Here is a 21,062-nt window from a genome sequence, read left to right on the forward strand (position 1 = left end):
GCTTACGGGACGATGACGACTTTGCCGGCGACCGTGCGCGACTCGGCGAGCGCCAGCGCCGCACCGGCGTCGGCCAGCGGGAACCGCGCGGCGATCTGCGGGACCAGGACGCCGTCGGCGAGGAGCCGCAGCACCTGCGTGAGGTCGTCGGCGAGCCGGGCCCGGAAGGTGGCGAGGCGGCGGCGACCGGCCCAGAAGTTGTAGAAGTGCGCGCCCTTGCCGTTGGGCAGGAAGTTCCACGCGAGCAGCCGGCCGAACGACTTCAGCACCGGCAAGCGGGAGCTGCCCTCGTCGTCCTTGGTGGCCGCGGTTCCGTAGGACACCAGGGTTCCGCCGCGACGCAGCAGCCGCCACGACTCGGTCAGCCCGGCGCCGCCGACGTGGTCGAACACCGCGTCCACGCCGTCCGGCGCGAGCTCGCGGATGCGCTCGTACATCTTCGGGTCGCGGTAGTCGACCGGGGTGGCGCCCCAGGCGCGCACGGCGTCGTGGTGGCGGGGCGAGGCGGTGCCGATGACCTTGATGCCGGCGTGGCGGGCCAGCTGCACGAGCGTGGAGCCGACGCCGCCGTTGGCACCCAGCACGACGATCGTCGAGCCGGCCCGCACCTTGGCCGTGCGGTGCAGCATCTGCCAGGCGGTGATGCCGTTGACCAGCACGGTCTCGGCCGCGGCCGCGTCGACGCCGTCGGGCACGGGCACCAGGTCCGCGGCGTCGACGAGCAGGGAGCTGGCCCAGCCGCCGATCTTGGTGACCGCGGCGAACCGGCGGCCGATCATGGCCCGGTCGACGTCCGGGCCGGTGGCGGTCACCGTGCCGACCACGTCGTAGCCGGGGACGAAGGGGAACGGCGGCTGGTCGTAGTACTTGCCGCGGCGCATCTGCTGTTCGGCGAAGGAGACGCCGGTCGCCTCCATTTCCAGGATGACCTGGCCGGCGGCGGGGGCCGCGAGGGCGGTGGTGCCGACCTGCAGGCCGTCCGTCCCGACCTTGCCCGGCAGGACGATCGTGGTGGCGGTGATGGTGTCGATCATGGCTGGCTCCGTTTCGGCTGGGCTGCTTACGGTCGTAACCTTACGACTGTAACTCTGGCGCACGCAAGAGCTAACGCCGATAAGTTTTCAGGTGTAAGGTGATGCCTATGGCCGACACCACGAGCGCCGCCACGCGCACCCGCAACCGGCGCGGAGAAGGCGGCCGCCTGCGTGAGGACATCGTCGACGCGGCGGTCGAACTGCTCGACGAGACCGGCGACGAAAGCGCCGTCACGCTGCGGTCCGTCGCCCGCCGCGTCGGGATCGCGGCCCCGTCGATCTACCGGCACTTCCCGGACCAGCCTGCCATCATGCTGGCCGTCGTCCAGCAGGCGTTCGACGAGCTGGAAGCGCGATTGCGGGCCGCGCTCGACACGGCGAAAGACCCCCGGCCCCGGCTGTTCGCGGTGTGCGACGCCTACCTCGGCTTCGCACAGCACCGCCCGGGCCGCTACCGGACCATGTTCGGTGGCCTGTGGATGCCCGACCTCGCCCAGGGATCACTGACCGAAAGCGACATGCTCGCACTGGGCCAGGGGTGCCTGGAACTGATCACCGGCGCGCTGGCCGACTGCGTGGCGGCGGGAGAGGCGACGAGCACCGACCCCTCGGCCGACGCGATCGCGTTGTGGCTGGGGATCCACGGTCTCGCTCACCAGCGCGCGGCGACCGTCGCGTTCCCGTGGCCGCCGGACATCGCCGAACGGATCATCACCGCGCTCGCTCATCTGCGCGCCTGAGGAAGCGGTCGCCGGGGCGGCGACACACCGCCCCGGCGAGCCGTGATCAGCTCTGGGTGAGCAATCCCCGCATCTCGGTGATCTCCGCCTGCTGGGCGTCGATGATCTTCTGGGCCAGCGCCTTCGCGTCGGCGTTGCTGCCCTTCGAGAGCTCGGTCTTGGCCATGTCGACCGCGCCCTGGTGGTGCTTGATCATCATGTCCAGCCACATCTTGTCGAACTCCGCGCCCTTGGCGGCTTCGAGCTTCTTCATGTCCTCTTCGGACATCATCCCGGGCATCGATCCGCTCATCCCCGGCATCGACTCGTGGGTCATGCCGGGCATGCCCGACATCCCCGCTCCCCAGCTGGTCAGCCAGCTCTGCATCTGCTGGATTTCCGGGTCCTGCGCCTTCGCGATGCGGCTCGCGAGGTCGATCACCTTCGGGTCGGTGCTCCGCGACGGGACCAGCTTCGCCATGTCCAGCGCCTGGCTGTGGTGCGGGACCATCTGCTGGGCGAAGGTCACGTCGTCGGCGTTGTGGCCGGCGGCCGCCGGCGCGGAGGAAGACGGCGCCGACGAGCTGTGGTCCATTCCGGACATGGAGTCGTTGCCGCTGCAGGCGCCGAGGAGCAGGGCGGAGACGACGGCGATGCCGCCGATGATGACGGTTTTGCGCATGACAAATCCTTATCTGTGGTGCGTGGGTGAATTCGACGGACCGTTGAGGGGCCGGGTCGATCACGTGCGCAAGACGCAGAGGGACGTCAGGATTTCGCGGCCGCCTCGGTCGGGTGGACGTCCGCGGCGCGGCGAGCCGCGAAGGCCGGCGAAACGGGGGAAGGTCGTGGTCAGCCACGAAATCCCCAGGAACGCGACCAGCGCGAGCAGGAGAGCCCCGGCCGCGAACAGCACGGCCAGGCATAGGTGGAGCAGGTCGTGCAGGCCGTTCGGCATGCCCGGATGGTGCTCACCGGATGCCCCGTCCGGGGCGGAGCCGGTCATGTCCGGTGCAACGTGCGCGACGGCGGTCGATGCGACGTCGCCCATGCGGTGGGACAGGCTCACGTGGTGCATCGCGATGACGCCCATGGCGACGGCGTACAGCAGGATGACCTGCTGCACCTTGCCGAGCCGGGTCGCCGTCACTGTTTCACCGTAGCAATCGAAGCCGGGGCCGCGCCGTCCAGCGGTCCTACCGGGGATTTGCTTGCTACACGGACAGAAGCGCGAGCCGGTTCGAGCTGCCGCTCAGCGATGCTTCGCCGTGGCATCGCCGCCGAGCTGCCACATTTCGTAGTTGCCGCATTCCGCGGTGATCTCGGCCGCCGCCTTTGCCGCGGCGACGAAGTCGTCGACCACCGGGGTGAGATGTGCGGCCGCCACGGCGAGGCACACCTGGTCCGGCGCCAGATCCGGGACGGGCACGTAGACGACCTCCGGATGCGTGTAGAAGACGGTCGCCGAGCGCGCCAGGAACGAGATGCCCCGGCCGGAGGCGACGTGCTCGAGCGTTTCGTCCACGCCGCGGACCAGGTATCCGGCGTTGAGGTGCGGGCGCCGGGTGGGCTGCGTGCTCGCGTCGGCGTGCCAGAGCAGCGGCTCGCCGGCCAGGTCGGCCTCGGTGACTTCTTCCTTGCCGGCCAGGCGATGCCCGGCGGGCAGGACCGCCACGCGCGGCTCGGTGTAGAGCGGAACGACGCGCAGGCCGGCCTCGTCGATGGGCAGCCGCACGTAGCCGACGTCGAGGCGGCCGTCGAGCAGCATCGCGGCTTGCTCGTCGGCTTCGATGCGTTGCATGTCGACCCGCACATCCGGGTGCCGGACGGCGAACTGCTGGATCGCCGGGGCGACCGCGATGCCCGCCCGGAAGCCGACCATCATCCGCTGGCTGCCCCGCGCGGCCGCGGTCACCCGGCGGCGGGCCGCGTCGGCGGAGGCCAGCAACGGGGCGGCGTCGGTCAGCAGTTGCGTGCCGGCGTCGGTCAGCGTCACCCCGTGGCTGTCCCTGGTGAACAGCGCCGTGCCGAGATCCTGTTCGAGCGCGCGGATCTGCCGGCTCAGCACCGGCTGCGCGATGTGCAGCTGTTCGGCGGCGCGGCCGAAGTGCAGCGTGCCGGCCACCGCGACGAAGTAGCGCAGCTTGCGCAGGTCCAGATCCATCAAGGGCCTCCCCGGTCCGGCGATGCCACCAGGGTATCGCCGCGGCCGAAAGAGGTCTTGGACATCGACTCGGACCGGCGGCAACCATGGATGTCGGGCGCCCCGCAGACACTTCCGACTCCAGAAAGCAGCACACCATGAGCACCATCAGCATCATCGGCCTCGGGGGCATGGCCCGCGCCATCGCCACCCGCGCGGTCGAGGGCGGCCACACCGTCGAGGTCATCGGCCGCGACGCCGCCAAGGCCGACGGCTTGGCCGCCGAGCTGGGCGGCAGCGCGACGGCCGGAGCATTCGGCGCCACTCCGGCCGGCGACATCGTCGTCTCCGCGGTGCCTTATGCCAGCGCCGCGCAGGTCCTCGCCCAGTTCGGCGACGCGCTGGCCGGCAAGATCGTCATCGACATCTCCAACACCTTCACCGCCGACGCCACCGGGGTCGTCACCCCCGCCGGCACCTCCGGTGCACAGGAGATCGCCAAGACCCTTCCGGCGAGCGCGCACGTCGTGAAGGCGTTCAACACCGTCTTCGGCCACGTTCTGGCCCAGGGCGGCCGGTTGGACGTGCTCATCGCCGGCGACGACGCGGACGCCAAGACCCGGGTGTCGGCCTTCGTCGAGAGCCTCGGGCTGCGTCCGCTGGATGCCGGCGATCTCGCGGCGGCGCGGTGGCTGGAGGCGGTGGGTCCGCTGCTGATGGGCCTGGCGAACCACGGCGCGGGGTTCGACATCAGCCTCGGCGTCACCATCAAGGATTGAGCGGGAAACATCGTGCGAGTTTTCGTCACCGGCGGGACCGGCCATCTCGGTTCCCACATCATCCCCGAGCTCATCGCCGCCGGGCACGAGGTCACCGGCCTGGCCCGTTCGGACCCGGCCGCGACCGCGCTGTCCGCGCTCGGCGCGACGGTGCGTCGCGGCAGCCTCGAGGATCTCGACGGGCTCAAGGAGGCAGCCGCGGGCTCCGACGGCGTCATCCACGTCGCGCACCGGCAGGACCTGCTTCCCACCGGCGGAATCGACGCCGTGGCCGCCGCGGAGGTCCCGATCATGCTCGCCTACGGCGAAGCGCTCGCGGGCACCGGCAAGCCGCTGGTCGCGGCCGGCAGCATCGGCTCGCCGGGCGACCTGAGCCGGCCGGCCACCGAGCAGGACCCGGCCCTGCCCGCGGGCGAGGAGCACGCGGGCACCCTGCGGGCCCGCAACATCGTGGAGACCACCGTCATCGGCCTGGCCGAGCGGGGAGTGCGGTCGTCGATCGTGCGCATCGCCACCATCGCGCACAGCACGACCGATCAAGCCGGTTTCCTCCAGCTGCTGATCGCGCTCGCGAAGGAGAAGGGTGTCGTCGGCTATCCCGGAGAAGGCACCAACCAGTGGAACGCCGTGCACGTCCGTGACGCCGCCTCCGTGTTCCGCTTGGCCTGGGAAAAGGGCCAGGCCGGCAGCTACTGGCACGCGGTCGCGGACGGCGCCATCCCGTTCCGCGCCATCGCCGAGGCCATCGGCCGCCGGCTCGGCCTGCCCGCCGTGAGCATCCCCGCCGACGTCCTGATGGTGCCGGGCTACTTCGGGTTCCTGGCGAACATCGTGACGCAGAGCTACCCGGCGTCCAACCTCATCACCCGCCGAACCCTCGGCTGGGAACCCACCCAGCCCGGCCTGCTCGACGGTCTGGACAACGGCCACTACTTCCCCGCGAACTGAGGATGGCGTAACCGCAAGGCGAGTCGGCGTCAGGAACGAAGCGGGCGCAGGCCGGTGCGGATCTCGTCGACCAGGATTTCCGGCTGTTCCAAGGCCGCGAAGTGCCCGCCCTTGCTTGCCTCGCCGTAGTGGATCAGATTGCTGTAGGTGTCCTCGATCCAGCTTCGCGGCAGGCGCGGGATGTCCCCCGGGAAGACGGTCACCGCGACCGGAAGCGTCAGCTTCGGGCCGGCGAAAGTGAGCGATTTGTTCTCCCAGTAGATGCGGCCGGACGACGCCGCGCTGTTGGTGAACCAGTAAAGGGAGATCGCGTCGAGCATGTCGTCGAGGCCGAGGACGTCCTCGGCGAGCCCCTGGTTGTCGGTCTTGGACTGGAACTTCTCGTAGATCCACGCCGCCTGACCGGCGGGAGAGTCCGCCAGGGCGAATCCGACAGTCTCCGGCTTCGTGCCCTGAAGGTGGTTCGACCCACCAAGATCGCCGGCGTAGAGGGCGAGGGTCTCCACAGCGTGGCGCTGTTCGGGCGACAAGGTTTCGGGTATCCGGGCGGGAAAGGCGTACTGGGTGTTCAGGTGAATTCCGAGGAGCCCGTCGGGTTGCCTGGCGCCGAGGGCGGTGGTGACGACGGCACCCCAATCGCCGCCTTGCGCGGCCCATCTCGGGTAGCCGAGACGCTTCATCAGCTCCACCCACGCGGCGGCGATGCGTGACACCGTCCACCCGGTCTCCGCGGGCTTCTGGGAGAACCCGAACCCGGGCAGCGACGGGATGACGACGTCGAACGAATCGGCGGCGTCTCCGCCGAACGAAACCGGATCGGTCAGCGGGCCGATCAGCTTCAGGAACTCGACGATCGAGCCCGGCCACCCGTGCGTGAGGAGCAGCGGCATCGCGTAGGGGTTCTCGGACCTGACGTGGACGAAGTGGATGTCCAGCCCGTCGATCTCGGTCAGGAACTGGGGGAAGCGATTGAGCCCGGACTCGAAGCGCCGCCAGTCGTAGCCGCGTTCCCAGTAGCCGACCAGAGATCGGGCGTTCTCCACGCGGACCCCTTGCGACCAGTCGCCCACCGTTTCCGGATCCGGCCAGCGCGTTCTGGCCAGTCGCTGCTTCACGTCGTCGATCTCCGAATCCGGGATCGAGACGGTGAACGGGCGCAGGAGGGCCGAGGCGGTCATGGTCTTCTCCAGGGGCTCCGAAGCAACTTTTCGTTGCACACTGGTGTGCAACCTACTTCATTGCACACCAGTGTGCAAGAATGCTGCCGTGCCCACCGAGTCCTCCCGTGCGCGCTCGACGAACGAGACCCGCGATCGCATCCTCGACGTCGCCCTCGATGTGCTGGGAGAGAACCCCGACGCCGGAATGGGCGACATCGCCGCCGCTGCCGGCGTCGTCCGCCGCACCGTCTACGGCCACTTCCCCTCGCGCCTCGACCTGGTCCGGACACTCACGGAACGTGCCGTCACCGAGATGACAGCCGTGCTCACCGAAGCCAACGCCTCCGCCGCGGAAGCGGACGCGACGTGGGTCGAATTCATCGCCCGCCTCTGGCCGGTGGCGCACCGGTACCGGGTGCTGCTGGCACTGCGTCGTGGTGAGTACGGCGAGGCGATCCACGGCCTGCTCGGGCCGGTCGACGAGCTCCTCGCCGACCTCGTGGAACGGGGTCAGGACAGCGATGTGTTCGCCCGGCACCTACCGGCGGGCATTCTGAGCCAGGTGGCCTACGGCGTCGTGTTCGCCATCGCGGACAGCGAACTGTCGAACGGAACCCCCGGCGCCCGAGCGGCGACGATCACGAGCTTGCTGATGCTGGGAGTTCCCGAGACGCGCGCGCTCGCTCTCGTGGCCGACCCGTCCTGATTCGCCGCCTTCCCGTCACTGGTCTCCCGTCGGAGCGGGAATGGCGTTGTCGATGAGGACAGCGGCGATGGCGGCGGCAGTGGGGAAGGACGCGCTGTCGAGGACGCGGGTGCGGGCCGAGGCGCCGTCGATGAGCAGCGCCAGTTGCTCGCCGAGCTGTTCGGGGTCGGTGGCGCCGGCTTCGCGGGCGGCGTCGGCGAGCCGTGCGGCGATGGCTTTCTTGTAGTCCCGTGCGTACTGGGACGCGGGGTGCCGGGGGTCGTGGAGTTCGACGGCCGCCGCGATGTAGGGGCACAGGGGCGTGGACGCGGGTATGTCGAAGGCGGCGAGGAGCCGTTCGCGGGGCGTGAGGTCGGGGCGGTCGAACACTTCGGGCATGACGTCGGGATCGAATCGGCGCAGGTATTCGGCGACGAGTTCGTCTTTGCCGGCGAAGTGCTGGTAGACCGTGTGCTTCGAGACCTGGGCCGCCGCGCTGAGCTGGTCCATGCCGGTGCGGTTGATGCCCTGGTCGCGGAACAGCTGCTGCGACGCGCCGAGGATCCGCTCGCGTGCGCCCCGGCCCCGGCGGCGGCCTTGCGGCCCCTTCTCCAACTCCGTCATGTCTCCAGCATAACCGCGTCGAGTACCGACCGGTGTACATAACTTGCCCTCAGGTCGACCCTCCGCTACGTTAACCAAACAGACCGGTACACATAACGTGCCGACCGGCGACTCGAAGGAGTGATCGTGGGAAAGCTCGACGGCAAGGTCGCGGTGATCACCGGCGGATCGACCGGCATGGCGCTGGCCGGCGCGAAGCTGTTCGTGGAGGAGGGAGCGCACGTCTTCATCCAGGCCCGGCGGCAGGACGCGCTGGACGAGGCCGTCGAGCTGATCGGCCGCAATGTCACCGCCGTCCAGGGCGACGCGGCCGAACTGGCCGACCTGGACCGCTTGTACGACACGGTCAAGCGGGAAAAGGGCTCGATCGACGTGCTGTGGGCCAGCGCCGGGATGGGCGAACCCGCCCCACTCGGCGAGATCACCGAGGAACAGTTCCACCGCGCGTTCGGGCTCAACGCCCGCGGCACCCTGTTCACCGTGCAGAAGGCGTTGCCGCTGCTCAACGACGGCGCGTCGGTCTTCATGACCGGCTCGAACGCCTCACTCGGGGGCTTCCCCGGTTGGAGCCTGTACGCGGGAAGCAAGGCCGTGCAGCAGGCCTGGGCCCGCGTGTGGCTCAACGAGCTGAAGGACCGCAAGATCCGGGTGAACGTCCTGACCCCCGGCCAGGTTTCCACCGCCAAGCAGGAAGAACTGTTCGACGAGGCAACCCGGGCGGCGTTCGAATCCCTGATCCCGCGGGGAAAGATGGGCCGCCCCGAGGAGATCGCCGCCGTCGCGCTGTTCCTCGCCTCCGACGACTCCGCCTACGTCAACGGCCTGGAGCTGGTCGCCGACGGCGGCGTCACGGCCCTCTGAACCACGCAACCTCACGACAGGACGAGAGCATGAGCGCAATCACCCTCATCGGCACGGGAAACATGGCCCGCACGATCGGCACGCGCGCGGTGGCGGGCGGCAACACGGTCGAGGTCATGGGACGAGACCAGTCCAAGGCCGACGACCTGGCCAAGTCTCTGGGCGGCGGCGCGACGCCGGGCAAGTGGGGCGCCGTCCCGACGGGGGACATCGTCATCACGGCCCTGTTGCACGACGGCGTCGTTCCGGTCGTCACGGAGTTCGGAGACGCCCTCGCGGGCAAGGTCATCATCGACATCAGCAACCCCTTCAACGCGACGTTCGACGGACTGGCCCACAGCGAGGAGACGTCGATCGCCCAGGAAGCCGCCAAGGTCGCCCCGGCGGGCGCCAAGGTGGTGAAGGCGTTCAACACGATCTTCCGCACCGTCCTGGAGAAGGGCCGGCCCACGGTCTTCATGGCGGCCGACGACGCACAGGCGAAGGCAGACGTGGCGGCGTTCGTCAGGAGCCTCGGGTTGCGCCCACTGGACGTCGGCGGCCTGAAAATGGCGCACTGGCTGGAAGGAATGGGCGTGGTGACGGTGGGCCTCGCGAGCAACGGAGTCGGCCACGGAGACTTCTCCTTGGAAGTCAACGAGTTCTCCACCTGAGCGCGGCCTCGCCGCAGACTCCAGCGACGGGCGAAAGGTGGTTGACGCCAGGTCACGTGGACCAGCTCGTGGCCGCCTCGGACGAAGCAGAGGCGCTCTCGGGCCGCCGAACGACCACAGTGGACAGAGAGTAAGCAGAAGCGATGATGCCGGATACCACAGTGTGCGGGACCCCTCGGGCACGTGCGCGCCGATTCTGTCGAGCCGGGCCGATGCGAGCGCGTCGGCTTGCGTCGTAGCCGGACGACGGGTCGCCCCATCGGGCGCGATCCCGCGGCGATGGGGCACCGTTGCGGGTGACAGCTTCCGTGACCACTGCGCTCCGAGGGAGCCTCATGTCGAGCAGAGGCCACGACAAGCGGGGGAGCACCCATGGCGGAGCAGGAATCACCGAGAGAAGCCGCGACTCCCGCGGTCGCACAGGTCCTCGAGAGCGCCACGCGCACCATCGCCAAGGCGACCCTGGTACCTCTGACCGTCCAGGCATCGTCGGGGCAGGCGGTCGTGAAGGCGGCTTTCCTGCACCAGCTCGGCCTACGCTCCGGCGAGGTCGACGCCGCCGGTCGGCGGGCGGCGGATCGCGACGTCGACGAGCTGGTCTCCCTCTTCGGCACGGTCGGCGGCGACGTCGTGCCGCCGGAGCCGAGCACGCTCGCGGTCGTATCGGTGGATTCACTGCGGAAGTTCGGCAACGCCGTCGTCGAGGAGCGCCGGGCGGCCGGCGGGGAACCCGGTGGTGGTGGAGCACGGTTGCACGCGGCTCTGTCGGCGGTCACCGGGCTGGAGGTCAACACCGCGGAGAGTCCGCTGGGGATGCTCAACCTGGAGCGGCTGGAAATGGCCCCGGCCGGGATCGAACGTGGTGAGCTGGTCGCGACGATACCGTTGGCGCCGCTGGAAGAGACCGCGGTGATCGAAAAAGAATGGTCGGTGCAGAGCAAGGAGTTCACGTCGATCGTCACGGATGAGCTCGAACAGATCAGCGAAACCGGGGTCACCGACAACACCGAGCTCGCGCAGTCCACCACTTCGCAGCAGCAGCACTCCAACCAGTTCAACATCACCGGCACCGTGTCCGGCGGGATCCCGGTGATCTCGGGGTCGGCTTCGTCGGGCTTCACGTCGCAGGACACGAGTTCCCAATCCGCGACCGACAGCCGCAAGCAGGCGACCGTGCTGACGCAGAAGGCCTCCGCGCGGTCGAAGCAGGAGCACAAGGTCACGATCTCCACGAAGTCCTTGGTGGGCAAAGAGGAAACCACCAGCCGGAAGCTGCGGAACCCCAGCGACAAGACCCCGATCCGGATCGACTACTTCAGCCTGATGCGGAAGTGGCGGGTCCGGCTCTACCGCTACGGGCTGCGGATGACCTACGACGTCGTGGTCCCCGAGCCGGGCGCCGCGATGCGCAAGACCTACCGGGAGCTCGCGGAGCTCAGGGCACGCCTCGGTCCGTTCGTGTTCCCGGTGCGGCACGCGGAGATCACCGACGCGATCGTTCCCGGGGACCTCCCGCCCGACCAGCCACAGCGGCCACACTACGAAGTCCTCGCGGACCGATACAGTGCGAAGGTCCCGGAACCGCCCAAGCCGCTGAAGCCTTACACCGTCAGCGGCGTACTGCCGAACCCCGCCGGCCACGGCATCAACGACTTCCAGCTCTCGCTGAACGTGAAGACCGGCCACAAGATCACGAAGCTCACGTTCAGCGGCGCCGCGAGCGGCCTGGCGGGAGTGCACCACGAGATCGCGATCGTGGGTACCAGGTTCCACTACGCGGCGCAGGACGACCGGGTGTACGACCCGGAGGTGCTCGTCGACGCGGGCACGGGCGCTCCGTTCCTCGAGGGAGCGACCGGCGACCTGTCGATCGCGTTCTACTTCAAGGACGCCAGTTCGGCGATCATGCAGATCATGGTGGAGACCGCTCCGAGCGACGAGGCGCTCGCCCAGTGGCGGTCCGATGTCTGGGGCCTGCTCTACGACGCCGCCCAGACTCGTTACTACGCCGAGCAGCAGGACATCGCCGCGAAGATCGCCGACATCGAGGAACGGCTGAGCAAAGTCGACACGCTGACTTTGCGCCGCGAGGAGAGCGACGAGGTCATGAAGAGCGTGATCAGGTTCATCGCCGGCGAGGCGTACCAGTACATGGACGACACCACCGTTGCCGCGTTCGGCAGGGCCAGTGAGGACGCCGACCACGGCATCGGGTTCGACGCGAACGAGCTGACCTTCGAATCCGGGCAGTTTGCCGCGGTCCGGCGGCACGAGAACATCGTCCGGTTCATCAACCAGGCGATCGAGTGGGAGAACGTCGTCACTTTCCTCTACTCGTACTTCTGGGACGCGCCGCGGAGCTGGGACTTCATCCGGCAGATCCAGCATCCGGACGCGAACCGCCAGGCGTTCATGCGGGCCGGGAGCGCCCGGGTCGTACTGACCGTGCGCAAGGGCTGGGAAGAACGCTGGCTGAGGTTCGCGGAAAGCGGCTTCACCAACCCCCGGTACGACCCGGACGCGCAGTACCTCACCATCGCCAAGGAAATCGCGGCGTACGACGACCGGAACTACCCGGGGATCCCGCCGGCGAACGCCGGCCGCAGCGCGGTGCGGCTGGCCGACTCCATCTACACGACGTCGGCGGCTACGGTCCAGGCAAGCCCGAACCCGGTGACCATCAAGGTCGACTCGGTGAGCGGCTTCGTGGTGGGCGCCCGCGTCCTGATCGGCGCGGCCGGCCTGCCGAACACCCAGGAGACCCAGCTGCTCCAGGCGATCATCGGCCCGGACCGGCTCGTGGTGCAGCGACTGGACAATCCGCACGACGGCGGTGTCACTCCGTTCCCGGTCGTCCTGCCGGGTGAGAGGGGAGCCCTGATCGCCGAGTGGAACGAGTACACGCCCAGCTCCGGCACCGATATCGAAGTCACCTCGAACCTGAGTGAGATTTCGTGACCCGGCCGTTCCTGCCCGCCGATCCCGCCGTCCGGCTGGAGGCACCGACGTCGGGAACCGAGATCGAACACCTCCTCGGCGGGGACGCCGCGCTGCCGCGGATGCTCGCGGACATCCGGTCCGCCCGCGGGCCGTCCTCCTTCGTGTACCTGGCCAGCTGGAACTGCGAGACCGGCTTGCCGGTGCCGCACGCCGACAACCTGGGGGATGCGCTGCGGCGCGCGGCCGAGAGCGGCGCCCAGGTGCGGCTGCTCCTGTGGGCGGGCATCCTCGACGAGGACACGATGCGCAGGCTGCCTCTGGACAAGCAGTTGTACGTGCGAGAGTTCTTCAGGAGGTGGGGCCCGACCCGGGCGAACAACCTCGCCGCGGCGAAGCTCGTCGACAAGTTGCGTGAATCCGGTGCCGACGCCCGCTGCCACCTCGACGCCAGACACCTGTTCGCCGGCTCGCACCACCAGAAGATCGTCGTCGTCGGGACCGACGACGACGTCATCGCCTACGTCGGCGGCATCGAGTTCAGCACCGACCGGCTCAACGTGGTCGATGCCGCGGGGAAACCGCTGAAGGGCGCTCCGCTGTTCGACCTTTCTCTGCGGATCCGCGGTGCCGCCGCCTACAGCGTGCTGCGCACCTTCACCGACCGGTGGACGGCGACCGTCGCGCGGCCGCCGGTTCCGCGGGCGCCGGTGCCCGAGCTGCGGGGTGCCGGCCGGGCGTCGCCCGACCTGGCGTCGTCACGGCGGTTCGTGGACATGCTCGGGAGCGGCGAAGATACCGCCCCGACGACCGCCGAAGCCCAGTCAGGACTGTTCGTGGACATGCTCGGTGCCGCGCGCCGGCCCAAGCTGGAAGCTCAGGTCTCGCACACCTACGGGCGGGGCTGTCCCTTTCCGGGGGAGGTCAAGACGGCGGGCAAGGCGGTCGCCGCGGCGATCCGCTCCGCCCGGAAGTTCTTCTACATGGAGGACCAGTACTACACGGGCACGGCGGAGCTGAAGGCCGCGATCACCGACACCTTGCGCGGCGATCCGAACCGCTGGGGCGTGGTGGTGATGGCCAACGAAGGCGCCGTCGCCGACTTGCCGGACGTCGGCTACTGGCGCCGGGAGTTCCTGCGACCCCTCGTGGAAGAGTTCCCTGGCCGGTTCCTGGTCTTCGAGCGCCTGGGCGACGACGGAACGGCCACCGGCCGGACCGCGTACGTCCACGCGAAACTGACCATCGTCGACGACGTCACCGCCGTCGTCGGTTCGGCGAACAGCAACTACCGCAGCTGGACCCACGACAGCGAGATCCTCCTGACGGTGCACGACCCGAACGGGCCCGGACCGCTGGATCCGGTGTACTGGCGTCCGATCCGCCGGCTCCGTGCGGAGATCTGGCAACGACACCTGTTCATCACGTCGCCGGATCCGAAGGCATTCGGTGACCCGGCCGCCGCCCGCCCCTGGTGGAGCGAGATCGCCGCCGAACGCCGCAAGGCCCACGTACGGCGGTCGCTCACCCACGTTCCGGCGCCGCGTCCTGCGCTCGGGCCCGCGTCGGACCTCTTGTGGACGACGGTCCTGGATCCGCGAGCCTGACCGATTCCGGCGCGCCGGGTTGCTACGAAGACGCGGCGAGGAAGCTGGTTGGGGCGATCCCGAGGAAGACTCTGCACTCAGCTTGCGCTCTCGGGCTCCCGAACGACCACAGTGGACAGTGCGCAAGCGGACGAAGCATTTCCGGATACCGCAAATCTATGTGTACACCCGGCGCGGGCAACAGATCTTCACCTTCGACGTCCTGAGTGGACACTTGACGACGGAGACGGATCTGGCTGGGAGCAAGGCGTCGCCGCCCTGCCGGACGACGCTGGTTTACGATGCCGACGGCAACCTGACCGATGTGTATGGCGTCGGCACCACCAGGACACCGTCGCTGAAGGATGACGACCACTACCGGTACGGCTACGCGGCCGGCCACGTGCTCACCTCCGTGCGAACCCCGGCGAACTTCAGCGGTCCTGCTTCCGCGGTCACGTCGATGGTGTACGACGGCTCGGAGCGCGTCCGCGGCCAGACCGATCCGGACGGCGCGACCACGACGTTCACCTACGGACCGGACGGCGGTTTCGCCGCCGGCCAGACCCTGGTGACCGACTCGGTCATCGCCGGGACGTCGCCGTGTGGGGCCTGGTGGGCTACCTCGTCGGCGGGGCGGGGTCCGATGTGGCACACCAGGTCTCCGCCATGAGTACCGGGCGTAGTCCTTCGTGGGGCTATGTGCCCGCGCCCAAGACGCCGGTCCAGGGCGGTGGGGGTACCTGCGGCCGCATCTGGACAAGATCCGGCGCGATCGCCTGCGGGTCGGTCACCTGGATGCGATGTTCGAGGCGATCGTGGAGCACAACGAACTGATCGCCGAATACCGGGCCGGCGGCGATCCGAAGAAGGTCGCGGCGGTGAAGTGGCAGCGCCCGGTCGGGCCGGCGTCGCTGCACCGGATCAAGGAGTCGTTGCGGGCGATCCTGCGACCGGCCGTGGATCAGGGCTTGCTGACCCACAACGTCGCGAAGCTGGTCGAGCTGCCGCCGGCGGTCCGGCCGAAGCCGAAGCTATGGAACCCGGAGCGAGTGGCGAAGTGGCGCCGGACTGGCCAAGTGCTCTATCCGGTGATGGTGTGGACGGCGGATAAGGCCGGGCAGTTCCTGGGCTTCATCGTCAACCACCCGCTCTACGCCCTCTGCCACCTCATCGCCTACACCGGTCTGCGCCGCGGAGAGGGCTGTGGTCAGCGTCGCTCCGACACCTATCTGGACGCCGCCTGCATCGAGGTGGCCAATCAGATCGTGCAGTACGGGTGGGAGACCGGGCAGGGTCGACCACGATCTCTTCTTCACGGAGCCCGACGGCAGCCCTCTGCACCCCGCTGATGTCGTTGACGAGTTCACCTGGTTGATCGAGCTGGCCGGCTTGCCCCGATCACGCTGCACGGCCTTCGTCACGGCGCGGCGACGTTGGCGTTGAGCGCCGGGGTGGACATGAAAGTGATCCAGCACTTGCTCCGGCACTCGTCGATCAAGGTGACGATGGACCTTTACACCAACGTCAGCGAAGAAGTGGCGGCGACGCTGCGAGGAAGCCGGCTGGGGCAATCCCGCGGAAGGCTGTGCACCCGGCATGCGCTCTCGGGCTCCCGAGCGACCACAGTGGACAGTGCGCAAGCGGAAGAAGAGGTTCCAGATACCACAAAACCCTGGTCAAGAGTCCCGTCCGGACGTGTCGGGCGTTGCCGAGTAATACCGGACAATCGCTCTCGGGCTCCCCTCGGGCTCGCAACTGCCGGGTCGTGTCGCCTGGTCCAGGCCTACAACGACTGGTCCATCGAGAACGGGCGGCTATTCGGGCCGCACGCCGCGTGGTCGTCGTCAGCGGATGCCGACGGTCACGTTTCCGCTCACGGCGCGGATGCTCGTCTCCGGGATGTGTGCCGCGTCCGGCGCCCCGCCAGTGCGCAGCTCGGTCAGGAGGGCTTTCGCCTCCGCCAGGAGCTTCTGTTGCCGCTCGATGCGTTCGATCTGTTCGTCGTAGCGGCGCTGGGCGTGGGAGCACCGTGGTGTTGCCGGTGTGTCGATGCACGGGAGGACGGCGACGATGTCGGTGATGTCCAGTCCGACCTGCAGCAACAGTTTGATCTTCAGGATCTGGTCGAGTGCGCTCGGGGCGAACTCGCGGTACCCGTTGCTCGCCCTTCGCGACGTGAGCAGGCCGACTGATTCGTAGTGCCGGATGGAACGGGCGCTCGCGCCCGTCCGCTCCGACAGTTCTCCGATCTGCATCGGGTCTCCCTCCCTAGTCGCTTCGCTTGCTGACGCCCACGGGCCACTGTGCGTCCTGTGCCGGCTCCGCGCGCCGGAGCAGCAAGGCGTCCTTGCACTCGATTTCGCGCCGGTACCTGCGATACGGGATGTCGAAGCGATCCCTCAGCCCCCGCGGCCCCCGTCCCGGCGGCAGCACCACTTCAGGATACTCCGTGGTCAGGAACCGCCACAGTGGTCCGGCGCGCCAGTAGGCCAGCAGGTCGCTGCCCAGGCGGCGGACCGCCGCCCAGGCTCGCCACGCGGCGGTGAAGTGCAGGCCGAGCACGCTGGCGAGCACCGCGGCCTGGGTGAACACGAAGTTGACGACGCTGTACCACGTGAAGAAGCCGGCCGCGGCGAGCTGGACGGCGACGAGGACCAGGCGGTTGACGCAGGTGACGGCGTACGCGGTCATGCCGATCGCGCCCACGCGTACCCCGATCGCCACGTGACCGTGCACGATCTTCGCGATGCGGACGCAGCCGATGGCGGATGCCGCGGAGCAGTAGAGGAAGAACAGGTTCCCGATGATGTAGATGCCGACGATCTTCCAGTCGCCGGTGTACTGGTTCTGCAGCGGGTTCGTGCGCTGCGCTGCCGGGGTCGCCGCCATCAGTACCGCCAGCAGGACACTTTCGGCGCACGCAGCCAGGAAGAGCCCGCTCCGCCACCACGGCACGGCGGGTTTGCGCCGCAACGGACGCCACAGGTACGCGGCGAGCAGGGCCAGGCTCACCGAGACGCCGGTGTCCATCGTGATCGAAGCGACCCCCGGCACGCCCTCGAAAGGTAGCCAGCGACGTAGCGGTGGGATGCCGGCCAGCGCGGCAACGGTGAAGCTCGCCAACGCCACCGACAGCATCATCGTGCGCTCGTCCCGCCGGAACCCGGGCCGCAGTTCGATGATCTTCACCACGAGGGCGACGCACAGGAAGCCGGAAAGCAGGTACTGGAGAGTGGCCGCCATGCCGGTGTCATTCCCCCGAGAAGTAGCGGTGCACGTCCCACGCGACCCGCGGCGTCGCACTGTCGTCGCTCAGCTGTTCCGCGAACGCCGTGGCGAGCAGCTCCGCTTCCCGTTCCGCCGACGAGTCGTAGGCGGAACGGAAGCGGACCAGAGAAGCGTTCTCGTCGCAGTCTTCGAAGGTGGGCAGAAACGCCGGCCCGCTACCTGGCAGCGGCACACCCTCGTGCTCGCACAGGATGTGCGCGAGCTCGTGTAGCACGATGTGGTCGCGATGGTTGCCCGTCGCGGCCTCCTGCACCACGACGACGTCGTCACGCTCCCGGGCGATCCACACCCCCATCGGCCCCGGGATCGGCAGCGGCCATTCGACGACGTTGATCGGCCTGTTCCGCATCGAGCTCATCTGGTCGCACAGCTCGTACGCGCTCGCATACGTTTCCAGCCGCAGCGAGCGGACGTAGCGTCGGCAAGCGTGGATGTTCGGCAATCGAGCAGCGGTCACGTTGGCGCCCCCCCGGCGTTTTCACGTTTTTCCCCTGTCCATCATGTCCAAGATAGCAATGAGTTGCTTACGCAATTCGGGTGTCATCTTCCCGGCGCGCATCGCTATGTGCCGGACCTGCTGGTCCGCGAGCGGTGACAAGTCCGCCTCCACCAGCGCGTCGTCCTCGCTGGTACCGGAGGCCAACCAGTCCACGTTGATCTCCGGGTGCGTCTCGGGCCGGTAGTCGTTGAAGAACCGGACCAGCACCATCACCACCGCGATGGACGGGTTGGTGTATCGCCCGGACCGCAGCATCGCCAGGTAACTGCGCGAAACCTTGACGCCGTACCGCTCCTGCGACTGGCTGATGAGGTCGGCGACTTCGCTGGTGCTGAACCCGTTCCACCGGTCGTCCTCGTCGCGGCGACCCGCGACGGAAAACAGGTAATTGAGCCGTTCGGCGAAGGTCTCACTGCCACCTCGTTGAGGCATTCTACCTCCCATTCACCAAAGCCCACGGGCGTCGACAGTCGCGCCGCGCACCGAGACCGTTGTCGTGCACAAGATTCCCCTCAGGTTGCCAGTATACTGTCACCCGTGTCAGTTGTCAGGGCAGTCCGATCGACCGGGCTCGGCGGCTGACCTCCGCCGCCTCGCCGGGCCCGAGTGGACCGGCGGACACGGCGGCCGCGTTGGCGCGGAAGTGTGCCGGGTTCGCGGTCGCCGTCAGCACTGTGGTGACCTGGGGAAACGAGAGGACCCATCGGATGAGGGCCTCGCTCCACGTCGTGCAGCCGAGCTCGCTCAACCAGCCGACGGGCGGAGGCGAGGCGAGCAGCTGACCTTGGCCGAGCGGGCGCATCACCAGCACGCCGATGCCGCGCTCGGCGGCGGCGGGCAGGATGTCCTCGGCCAGCTCCGGCTGCGCGGCGTTGAGGTTGACCTGCACGAAGTCCGCCAGGTCGTACTCGATGATCCGGGCGAGGTCGGTCCGGCTGCCGCCGAGCCCGAACGCGTTGTCGAACTGGTAGGTGACGCCGGTGAACCCGACGCGGCCGGCGGCCTTCTGCCGGTCGAGCCAGTTCAGGTTGGCGCGCCAGCCGTTGAGGTTGTGCACCTGGAGCAGGTCGATCGAGGTGCGGCCGTACGCGCGCAGCTGGTCCTGGAACACGGCTTCGACGTCGGTGGGGTCGGTGTCCCAGATCTTCGTCGCGACGAAGAAGTCGTCGCGGGCGGCCACCAGCGCGGCGAGCGACGCCTCCGAGCGGTTGTAGACGGGTGCGGTGTCGACGAGCTCGCAGCCCGTCTCGCGTGCTGCGCCGAGCACCTGTCCGAGCCGGTCCAGGTCCGGGCTGTCGAACGACCGGTAGGTGCCGAGCCCGAGCACGGGCAGGTCGATCCCCGCTTTGACGGCCTTCCGCCGGGGCACTGCCAGGGTCATGTCGTGATCTCTGCTCTCTCGCGGGGAGGGTTCAGTCCCAGTGGATGCCGTAGAGCCGGTCGAGCCCGGCCATGACGACGACACGGCGTTCGGTGCGCATGGTGGCGTCGAACCCCGGCCAGTCCGGGTGTTCACCGCCGCCCGCGGCGCGGTAGATCGTGCGGAGGAGCTCCGCGTACCGGTCTTCGCCGAGCCGCAGTTCCGGGGCGTCGGCCGCCGAACGCTCGTCCCACGGCCCGTGGACCAGCTCGGCCCGGCCTTCCACGGTCAGCCACCGGCGTCCGTCGTGCACGGTGATCGAGCACTCCGGCCTCTTGGCCAAGCGGGCGACGCGGTGGGAATCGCCGTAGGCGACGTGGGCGAAGACCGGCGCACCCGACGCCGGGTGCTCGATCAGCCCGGCGTTGACGAGGCCGGCGGGAACGCGGCCCTCCGTCGCGCCGGCGAAAACCGCCAATCCGGCGGCCGCGTCGATCACCGTTCCCAGGGTTTTGACGAGCGGGTCATCCCAGCCGGGTCGAATCGCGCTCTTCTGCAGCGGCATTCGGGGTGCTCTCCGTTTCTTTTTTCTGTCGTGCGACCGTGCGATCGGCGTTGAGGTAGCAAGCGAGTGAAAGCGCCAGGAAGACGATCACCGCGATCGAGATACCGTGGAAGCCGGGGTACCGGGTGATCAGGAGGCCGCCGATCAGGCCGCCGATGGTGGTTCCCAGGTACATCGTCGAATTGGTCAGCGCCGAAACCGTGCCGCGCGCGGTGGTCGTGAGGCCCTGCATGGTCGCCATGAACACCGGGAAGACGAACCCGCAGAGCAGGAAGACGCAGCAGAGCAGGACCTCGGCGACGGCGAGGTTCGGCGCGAACGGCAGCGCCGCGAACAAGACGATCAGGGCCACGATCACGAAGCGCCGCGAGTTCACCAGCCCGAGCTTGTCCGCCAGCCGCGAACCGAACAGCGAGCCGACCGCGTTCGCGGCGCCGAGCGGCACGATCGCGGCGCCGACCTGCGTCACCGACAGGCCGAAGTCCGTCGTCAGCCAGGTACCGATGAACGAGAACGAGGTGAAGTTGCCCGTCTGGAACAGCAGGTAAGCGGCGAACAGCGACGGTGCCGTCGGGGTCCTGAACAGGGCGGACACGCCCAGCCCGCGCAACTTGCCGTCGCCGAGCCGTGGCACGGTGGGGTAGCGGACCCGCAGCACGCCGGCGAGGACGAGGGCGACCGCGCCGATGACGAGGAACGACGCGTGCCAGGACCAGCCGGCCAGGAAGCTGCCGACGGGGACGCCGACCATCTGGGCGATCGACAGGCCGCCGGTCGCGAATCCCATCGTCCTAAGGATCTTCTGCGGGGGAACGAGCACCGGGATCGACGCCCAGATCTGCGGGCTGACGAAAGCCGCCGCGACGCCGGCGGCGAAGCGCAGGGCCACCATCGACCAGAAGTTCGGCGCCAGCGCGCACGCCCCGGTCAGGACGGCGAACGCGGCCATGCCGAAGACCAGCACCGTCTTGCGGTCGAGCCGGTCGGAGATCGGGCCGGCGACGAGGGCCAAGGCCGCGTATCCCACCGCGTACGCCGAAACCATCCAGCCGGAGATCGCGGGATCGTTCCCGTACGCCGCGGAGAGGGTGGGCAGCAGCGGCGCGACCAGGAACGTGTCGGTGCCGATCGTGAGCATGACCAGAAACGACAAAATGGACACGCGGGTAACCATGGACGGCCTTCCGGGCTTCGCTGCGTGGGGTGGACGATTCGCAG

General features: G+C 68.8%; 23 protein-coding genes and 1 pseudogene. 11 read left to right on the top strand and 13 right to left on the bottom strand.

Features of this window, described 5'->3' with window-relative positions:
- Positions 1–2: 2 nt before the first annotated feature.
- Entirely contained in the window at positions 3–1,034 is a 1,032-nt protein-coding gene (locus ABZ342_RS34820) for a medium chain dehydrogenase/reductase family protein (RefSeq protein ID WP_360482255.1), read from the bottom strand.
- A 107-nt stretch (positions 1,035–1,141) separates the two neighbouring features.
- Between ABZ342_RS34820 and ABZ342_RS34825 the strand changes: the two genes are divergently transcribed.
- On the top strand, positions 1,142–1,774 hold the full coding sequence (locus ABZ342_RS34825) for a TetR/AcrR family transcriptional regulator (RefSeq protein WP_360482258.1): 633 nt from the start codon (positions 1,142–1,144) through the stop codon (positions 1,772–1,774).
- A gap of 46 nt (positions 1,775–1,820) precedes the next feature.
- Here ABZ342_RS34825 and ABZ342_RS34830 read toward each other — a convergent pair whose 3' ends face one another.
- The 3 genes from ABZ342_RS34830 to ABZ342_RS34840 all read right to left on the bottom strand — a co-directional run bounded on the left by ABZ342_RS34830 (position 1,821) and on the right by ABZ342_RS34840 (position 3,917).
- Complete coding sequence (locus ABZ342_RS34830; protein ID WP_360482261.1) at positions 1,821–2,435, bottom strand: DUF305 domain-containing protein; 615 nt, start codon at positions 2,433–2,435, stop codon at positions 1,821–1,823.
- Positions 2,436–2,495: 60 nt separating this feature from the next.
- On the bottom strand, positions 2,496–2,903 hold the full coding sequence (locus ABZ342_RS34835; RefSeq protein ID WP_360482264.1) for a DUF6153 family protein: 408 nt from the start codon (positions 2,901–2,903) through the stop codon (positions 2,496–2,498).
- Between the two features lie 102 nt (positions 2,904–3,005).
- Positions 3,006–3,917, bottom strand: a complete 912-nt coding sequence (locus ABZ342_RS34840; protein ID WP_360482267.1) for a LysR substrate-binding domain-containing protein — start codon at positions 3,915–3,917, stop codon at positions 3,006–3,008.
- Positions 3,918–4,054: 137 nt separating this feature from the next.
- Here ABZ342_RS34840 and ABZ342_RS34845 point away from each other — a divergent pair, with 137 nt between their 5' ends.
- Together ABZ342_RS34845 and ABZ342_RS34850 are read left to right on the top strand one after the other, a co-directional pair.
- The gene (locus tag ABZ342_RS34845) at positions 4,055–4,675 is read left to right on the top strand and encodes an NAD(P)-binding domain-containing protein (RefSeq protein WP_360482270.1); all 621 of its coding nucleotides are present in this window, start codon (positions 4,055–4,057) and stop codon (positions 4,673–4,675) included.
- A 12-nt stretch (positions 4,676–4,687) separates the two neighbouring features.
- The gene (locus ABZ342_RS34850; RefSeq protein WP_360482273.1) at positions 4,688–5,623 is read left to right on the top strand and encodes an SDR family oxidoreductase; all 936 of its coding nucleotides are present in this window, start codon (positions 4,688–4,690) and stop codon (positions 5,621–5,623) included.
- A 29-nt stretch (positions 5,624–5,652) separates the two neighbouring features.
- Here the strand turns inward: ABZ342_RS34850 and ABZ342_RS34855 are convergent, their stop codons facing one another.
- Positions 5,653–6,801 (bottom strand): epoxide hydrolase family protein, encoded by a 1,149-nt coding sequence (locus ABZ342_RS34855; protein WP_360482276.1) that lies wholly within the window; start codon positions 6,799–6,801, stop codon positions 5,653–5,655.
- A gap of 88 nt (positions 6,802–6,889) precedes the next feature.
- Between ABZ342_RS34855 and ABZ342_RS34860 the strand changes: the two genes are divergently transcribed.
- Positions 6,890–7,489 (top strand): TetR/AcrR family transcriptional regulator, encoded by a 600-nt coding sequence (locus ABZ342_RS34860; protein WP_360482279.1) that lies wholly within the window; start codon positions 6,890–6,892, stop codon positions 7,487–7,489.
- 15 nt (positions 7,490–7,504) lie between these two features.
- On the opposite strand, the gene ABZ342_RS34865 is transcribed toward ABZ342_RS34860, so the two are convergent.
- Positions 7,505–8,092: a helix-turn-helix domain-containing protein gene (locus ABZ342_RS34865; protein WP_360482282.1), complete on the bottom strand. Its 588-nt coding sequence runs from the start codon at positions 8,090–8,092 to the stop codon at positions 7,505–7,507.
- Positions 8,093–8,218: 126 nt separating this feature from the next.
- Here ABZ342_RS34865 and ABZ342_RS34870 point away from each other — a divergent pair, with 126 nt between their 5' ends.
- The 7 genes and pseudogenes from ABZ342_RS34870 to ABZ342_RS34900 form a co-directional block, all read left to right on the top strand.
- Positions 8,219–8,953 (top strand): SDR family oxidoreductase, encoded by a 735-nt coding sequence (locus ABZ342_RS34870; protein WP_360482285.1) that lies wholly within the window; start codon positions 8,219–8,221, stop codon positions 8,951–8,953.
- Positions 8,954–8,982: 29 nt separating this feature from the next.
- Positions 8,983–9,606, top strand: a complete 624-nt coding sequence (locus ABZ342_RS34875; RefSeq protein ID WP_360482288.1) for an NAD(P)-binding domain-containing protein — start codon at positions 8,983–8,985, stop codon at positions 9,604–9,606.
- Positions 9,607–9,978: 372 nt separating this feature from the next.
- A complete protein-coding gene (locus ABZ342_RS34880) occupies positions 9,979–12,564 on the top strand; it encodes a hypothetical protein (RefSeq protein WP_360482291.1) in 2,586 nt (861 codons plus the stop codon).
- Positions 12,561–14,150 (top strand): phospholipase D-like domain-containing protein, encoded by a 1,590-nt coding sequence (locus tag ABZ342_RS34885; protein WP_360482294.1) that lies wholly within the window; start codon positions 12,561–12,563, stop codon positions 14,148–14,150. Before ABZ342_RS34880 ends, ABZ342_RS34885 begins: the two co-directional genes overlap by 4 nt.
- A 160-nt stretch (positions 14,151–14,310) precedes the next feature.
- On the top strand, positions 14,311–14,802 hold the full coding sequence (locus ABZ342_RS34890) for a hypothetical protein (protein WP_360482297.1): 492 nt from the start codon (positions 14,311–14,313) through the stop codon (positions 14,800–14,802).
- 130 nt (positions 14,803–14,932) lie between these two features.
- Entirely contained in the window at positions 14,933–15,481 is a 549-nt protein-coding gene (locus ABZ342_RS34895) for a hypothetical protein (protein ID WP_360482300.1), read from the top strand.
- Between the two features lie 18 nt (positions 15,482–15,499).
- Positions 15,500–15,652: pseudogene (locus tag ABZ342_RS34900) on the top strand (tyrosine-type recombinase/integrase); the annotation flags it as partial.
- A gap of 324 nt (positions 15,653–15,976) precedes the next feature.
- Here ABZ342_RS34900 and ABZ342_RS34905 read toward each other — a convergent pair.
- The 7 genes from ABZ342_RS34905 to ABZ342_RS34935 form a co-directional block, all read right to left on the bottom strand.
- Positions 15,977–16,387: a MerR family transcriptional regulator gene (locus ABZ342_RS34905; protein ID WP_360482302.1), complete on the bottom strand. Its 411-nt coding sequence runs from the start codon at positions 16,385–16,387 to the stop codon at positions 15,977–15,979.
- A gap of 13 nt (positions 16,388–16,400) precedes the next feature.
- Positions 16,401–17,375 (bottom strand): MAB_1171c family putative transporter, encoded by a 975-nt coding sequence (locus tag ABZ342_RS34910; protein WP_360482305.1) that lies wholly within the window; start codon positions 17,373–17,375, stop codon positions 16,401–16,403.
- Between the two features lie 7 nt (positions 17,376–17,382).
- Positions 17,383–17,877 (bottom strand): hypothetical protein, encoded by a 495-nt coding sequence (locus tag ABZ342_RS34915; protein WP_360482308.1) that lies wholly within the window; start codon positions 17,875–17,877, stop codon positions 17,383–17,385.
- 21 nt (positions 17,878–17,898) lie between these two features.
- The gene (locus ABZ342_RS34920; RefSeq protein ID WP_360482311.1) at positions 17,899–18,351 is read right to left on the bottom strand and encodes a hypothetical protein; all 453 of its coding nucleotides are present in this window, start codon (positions 18,349–18,351) and stop codon (positions 17,899–17,901) included.
- A gap of 115 nt (positions 18,352–18,466) precedes the next feature.
- Positions 18,467–19,300 carry an aldo/keto reductase gene (locus tag ABZ342_RS34925; RefSeq protein ID WP_360482314.1) on the bottom strand — a complete coding sequence of 278 codons (834 nt, stop codon included), beginning with the start codon at positions 19,298–19,300 and terminating at the stop codon, positions 18,467–18,469.
- 31 nt (positions 19,301–19,331) lie between these two features.
- On the bottom strand, positions 19,332–19,778 hold the full coding sequence (locus ABZ342_RS34930) for a pyridoxamine 5'-phosphate oxidase family protein (RefSeq protein ID WP_360482317.1): 447 nt from the start codon (positions 19,776–19,778) through the stop codon (positions 19,332–19,334).
- Between the two features lie 25 nt (positions 19,779–19,803).
- Positions 19,804–21,006, bottom strand: coding sequence for an MFS transporter (locus ABZ342_RS34935; RefSeq protein ID WP_360482320.1), 1,203 nt, complete (start codon positions 21,004–21,006; stop codon positions 19,804–19,806).
- Between the last annotated feature and the right edge of the window lie 56 nt (positions 21,007–21,062).

It is taken from the genome of Amycolatopsis sp. NPDC005961 (assembly GCF_040629235.1).
GTDB classification, from domain to species: Bacteria; Actinomycetota; Actinomycetes; order Mycobacteriales; family Pseudonocardiaceae; genus Amycolatopsis; species Amycolatopsis camponoti.

What these genes read in the sequence shown, in the direction of transcription:
- ABZ342_RS34845 (WP_360482270.1), top strand. Translation starts at nt 4,055, where the DNA reads ATGAGCACCATCAGCATCATCGGCCTCGGGGGCATGGCCCGCGCCATC.
- ABZ342_RS34925 (WP_360482314.1), bottom strand. Translation starts at nt 19,300, where the DNA reads ATGACCCTGGCAGTGCCCCGGCGGAAGGCCGTCAAAGCGGGGATCGAC.
- ABZ342_RS34920 (WP_360482311.1), bottom strand. Translation starts at nt 18,351, where the DNA reads ATGCCTCAACGAGGTGGCAGTGAGACCTTCGCCGAACGGCTCAATTAC.
- ABZ342_RS34820 (WP_360482255.1), bottom strand. Translation starts at nt 1,034, where the DNA reads ATGATCGACACCATCACCGCCACCACGATCGTCCTGCCGGGCAAGGTC.
- ABZ342_RS34895 (WP_360482300.1), top strand. Translation starts at nt 14,933, where the DNA reads ATGTTCGAGGCGATCGTGGAGCACAACGAACTGATCGCCGAATACCGG.
- ABZ342_RS34910 (WP_360482305.1), bottom strand. Translation starts at nt 17,375, where the DNA reads ATGGCGGCCACTCTCCAGTACCTGCTTTCCGGCTTCCTGTGCGTCGCC.
- ABZ342_RS34880 (WP_360482291.1), top strand. Translation starts at nt 9,979, where the DNA reads ATGGCGGAGCAGGAATCACCGAGAGAAGCCGCGACTCCCGCGGTCGCA.
- ABZ342_RS34840 (WP_360482267.1), bottom strand. Translation starts at nt 3,917, where the DNA reads ATGGATCTGGACCTGCGCAAGCTGCGCTACTTCGTCGCGGTGGCCGGC.
- ABZ342_RS34825 (WP_360482258.1), top strand. Translation starts at nt 1,142, where the DNA reads ATGGCCGACACCACGAGCGCCGCCACGCGCACCCGCAACCGGCGCGGA.
- ABZ342_RS34905 (WP_360482302.1), bottom strand. Translation starts at nt 16,387, where the DNA reads ATGCAGATCGGAGAACTGTCGGAGCGGACGGGCGCGAGCGCCCGTTCC.
- ABZ342_RS34855 (WP_360482276.1), bottom strand. Translation starts at nt 6,801, where the DNA reads ATGACCGCCTCGGCCCTCCTGCGCCCGTTCACCGTCTCGATCCCGGAT.
- ABZ342_RS34875 (WP_360482288.1), top strand. Translation starts at nt 8,983, where the DNA reads ATGAGCGCAATCACCCTCATCGGCACGGGAAACATGGCCCGCACGATC.
- ABZ342_RS34830 (WP_360482261.1), bottom strand. Translation starts at nt 2,435, where the DNA reads ATGCGCAAAACCGTCATCATCGGCGGCATCGCCGTCGTCTCCGCCCTG.
- ABZ342_RS34865 (WP_360482282.1), bottom strand. Translation starts at nt 8,092, where the DNA reads ATGACGGAGTTGGAGAAGGGGCCGCAAGGCCGCCGCCGGGGCCGGGGC.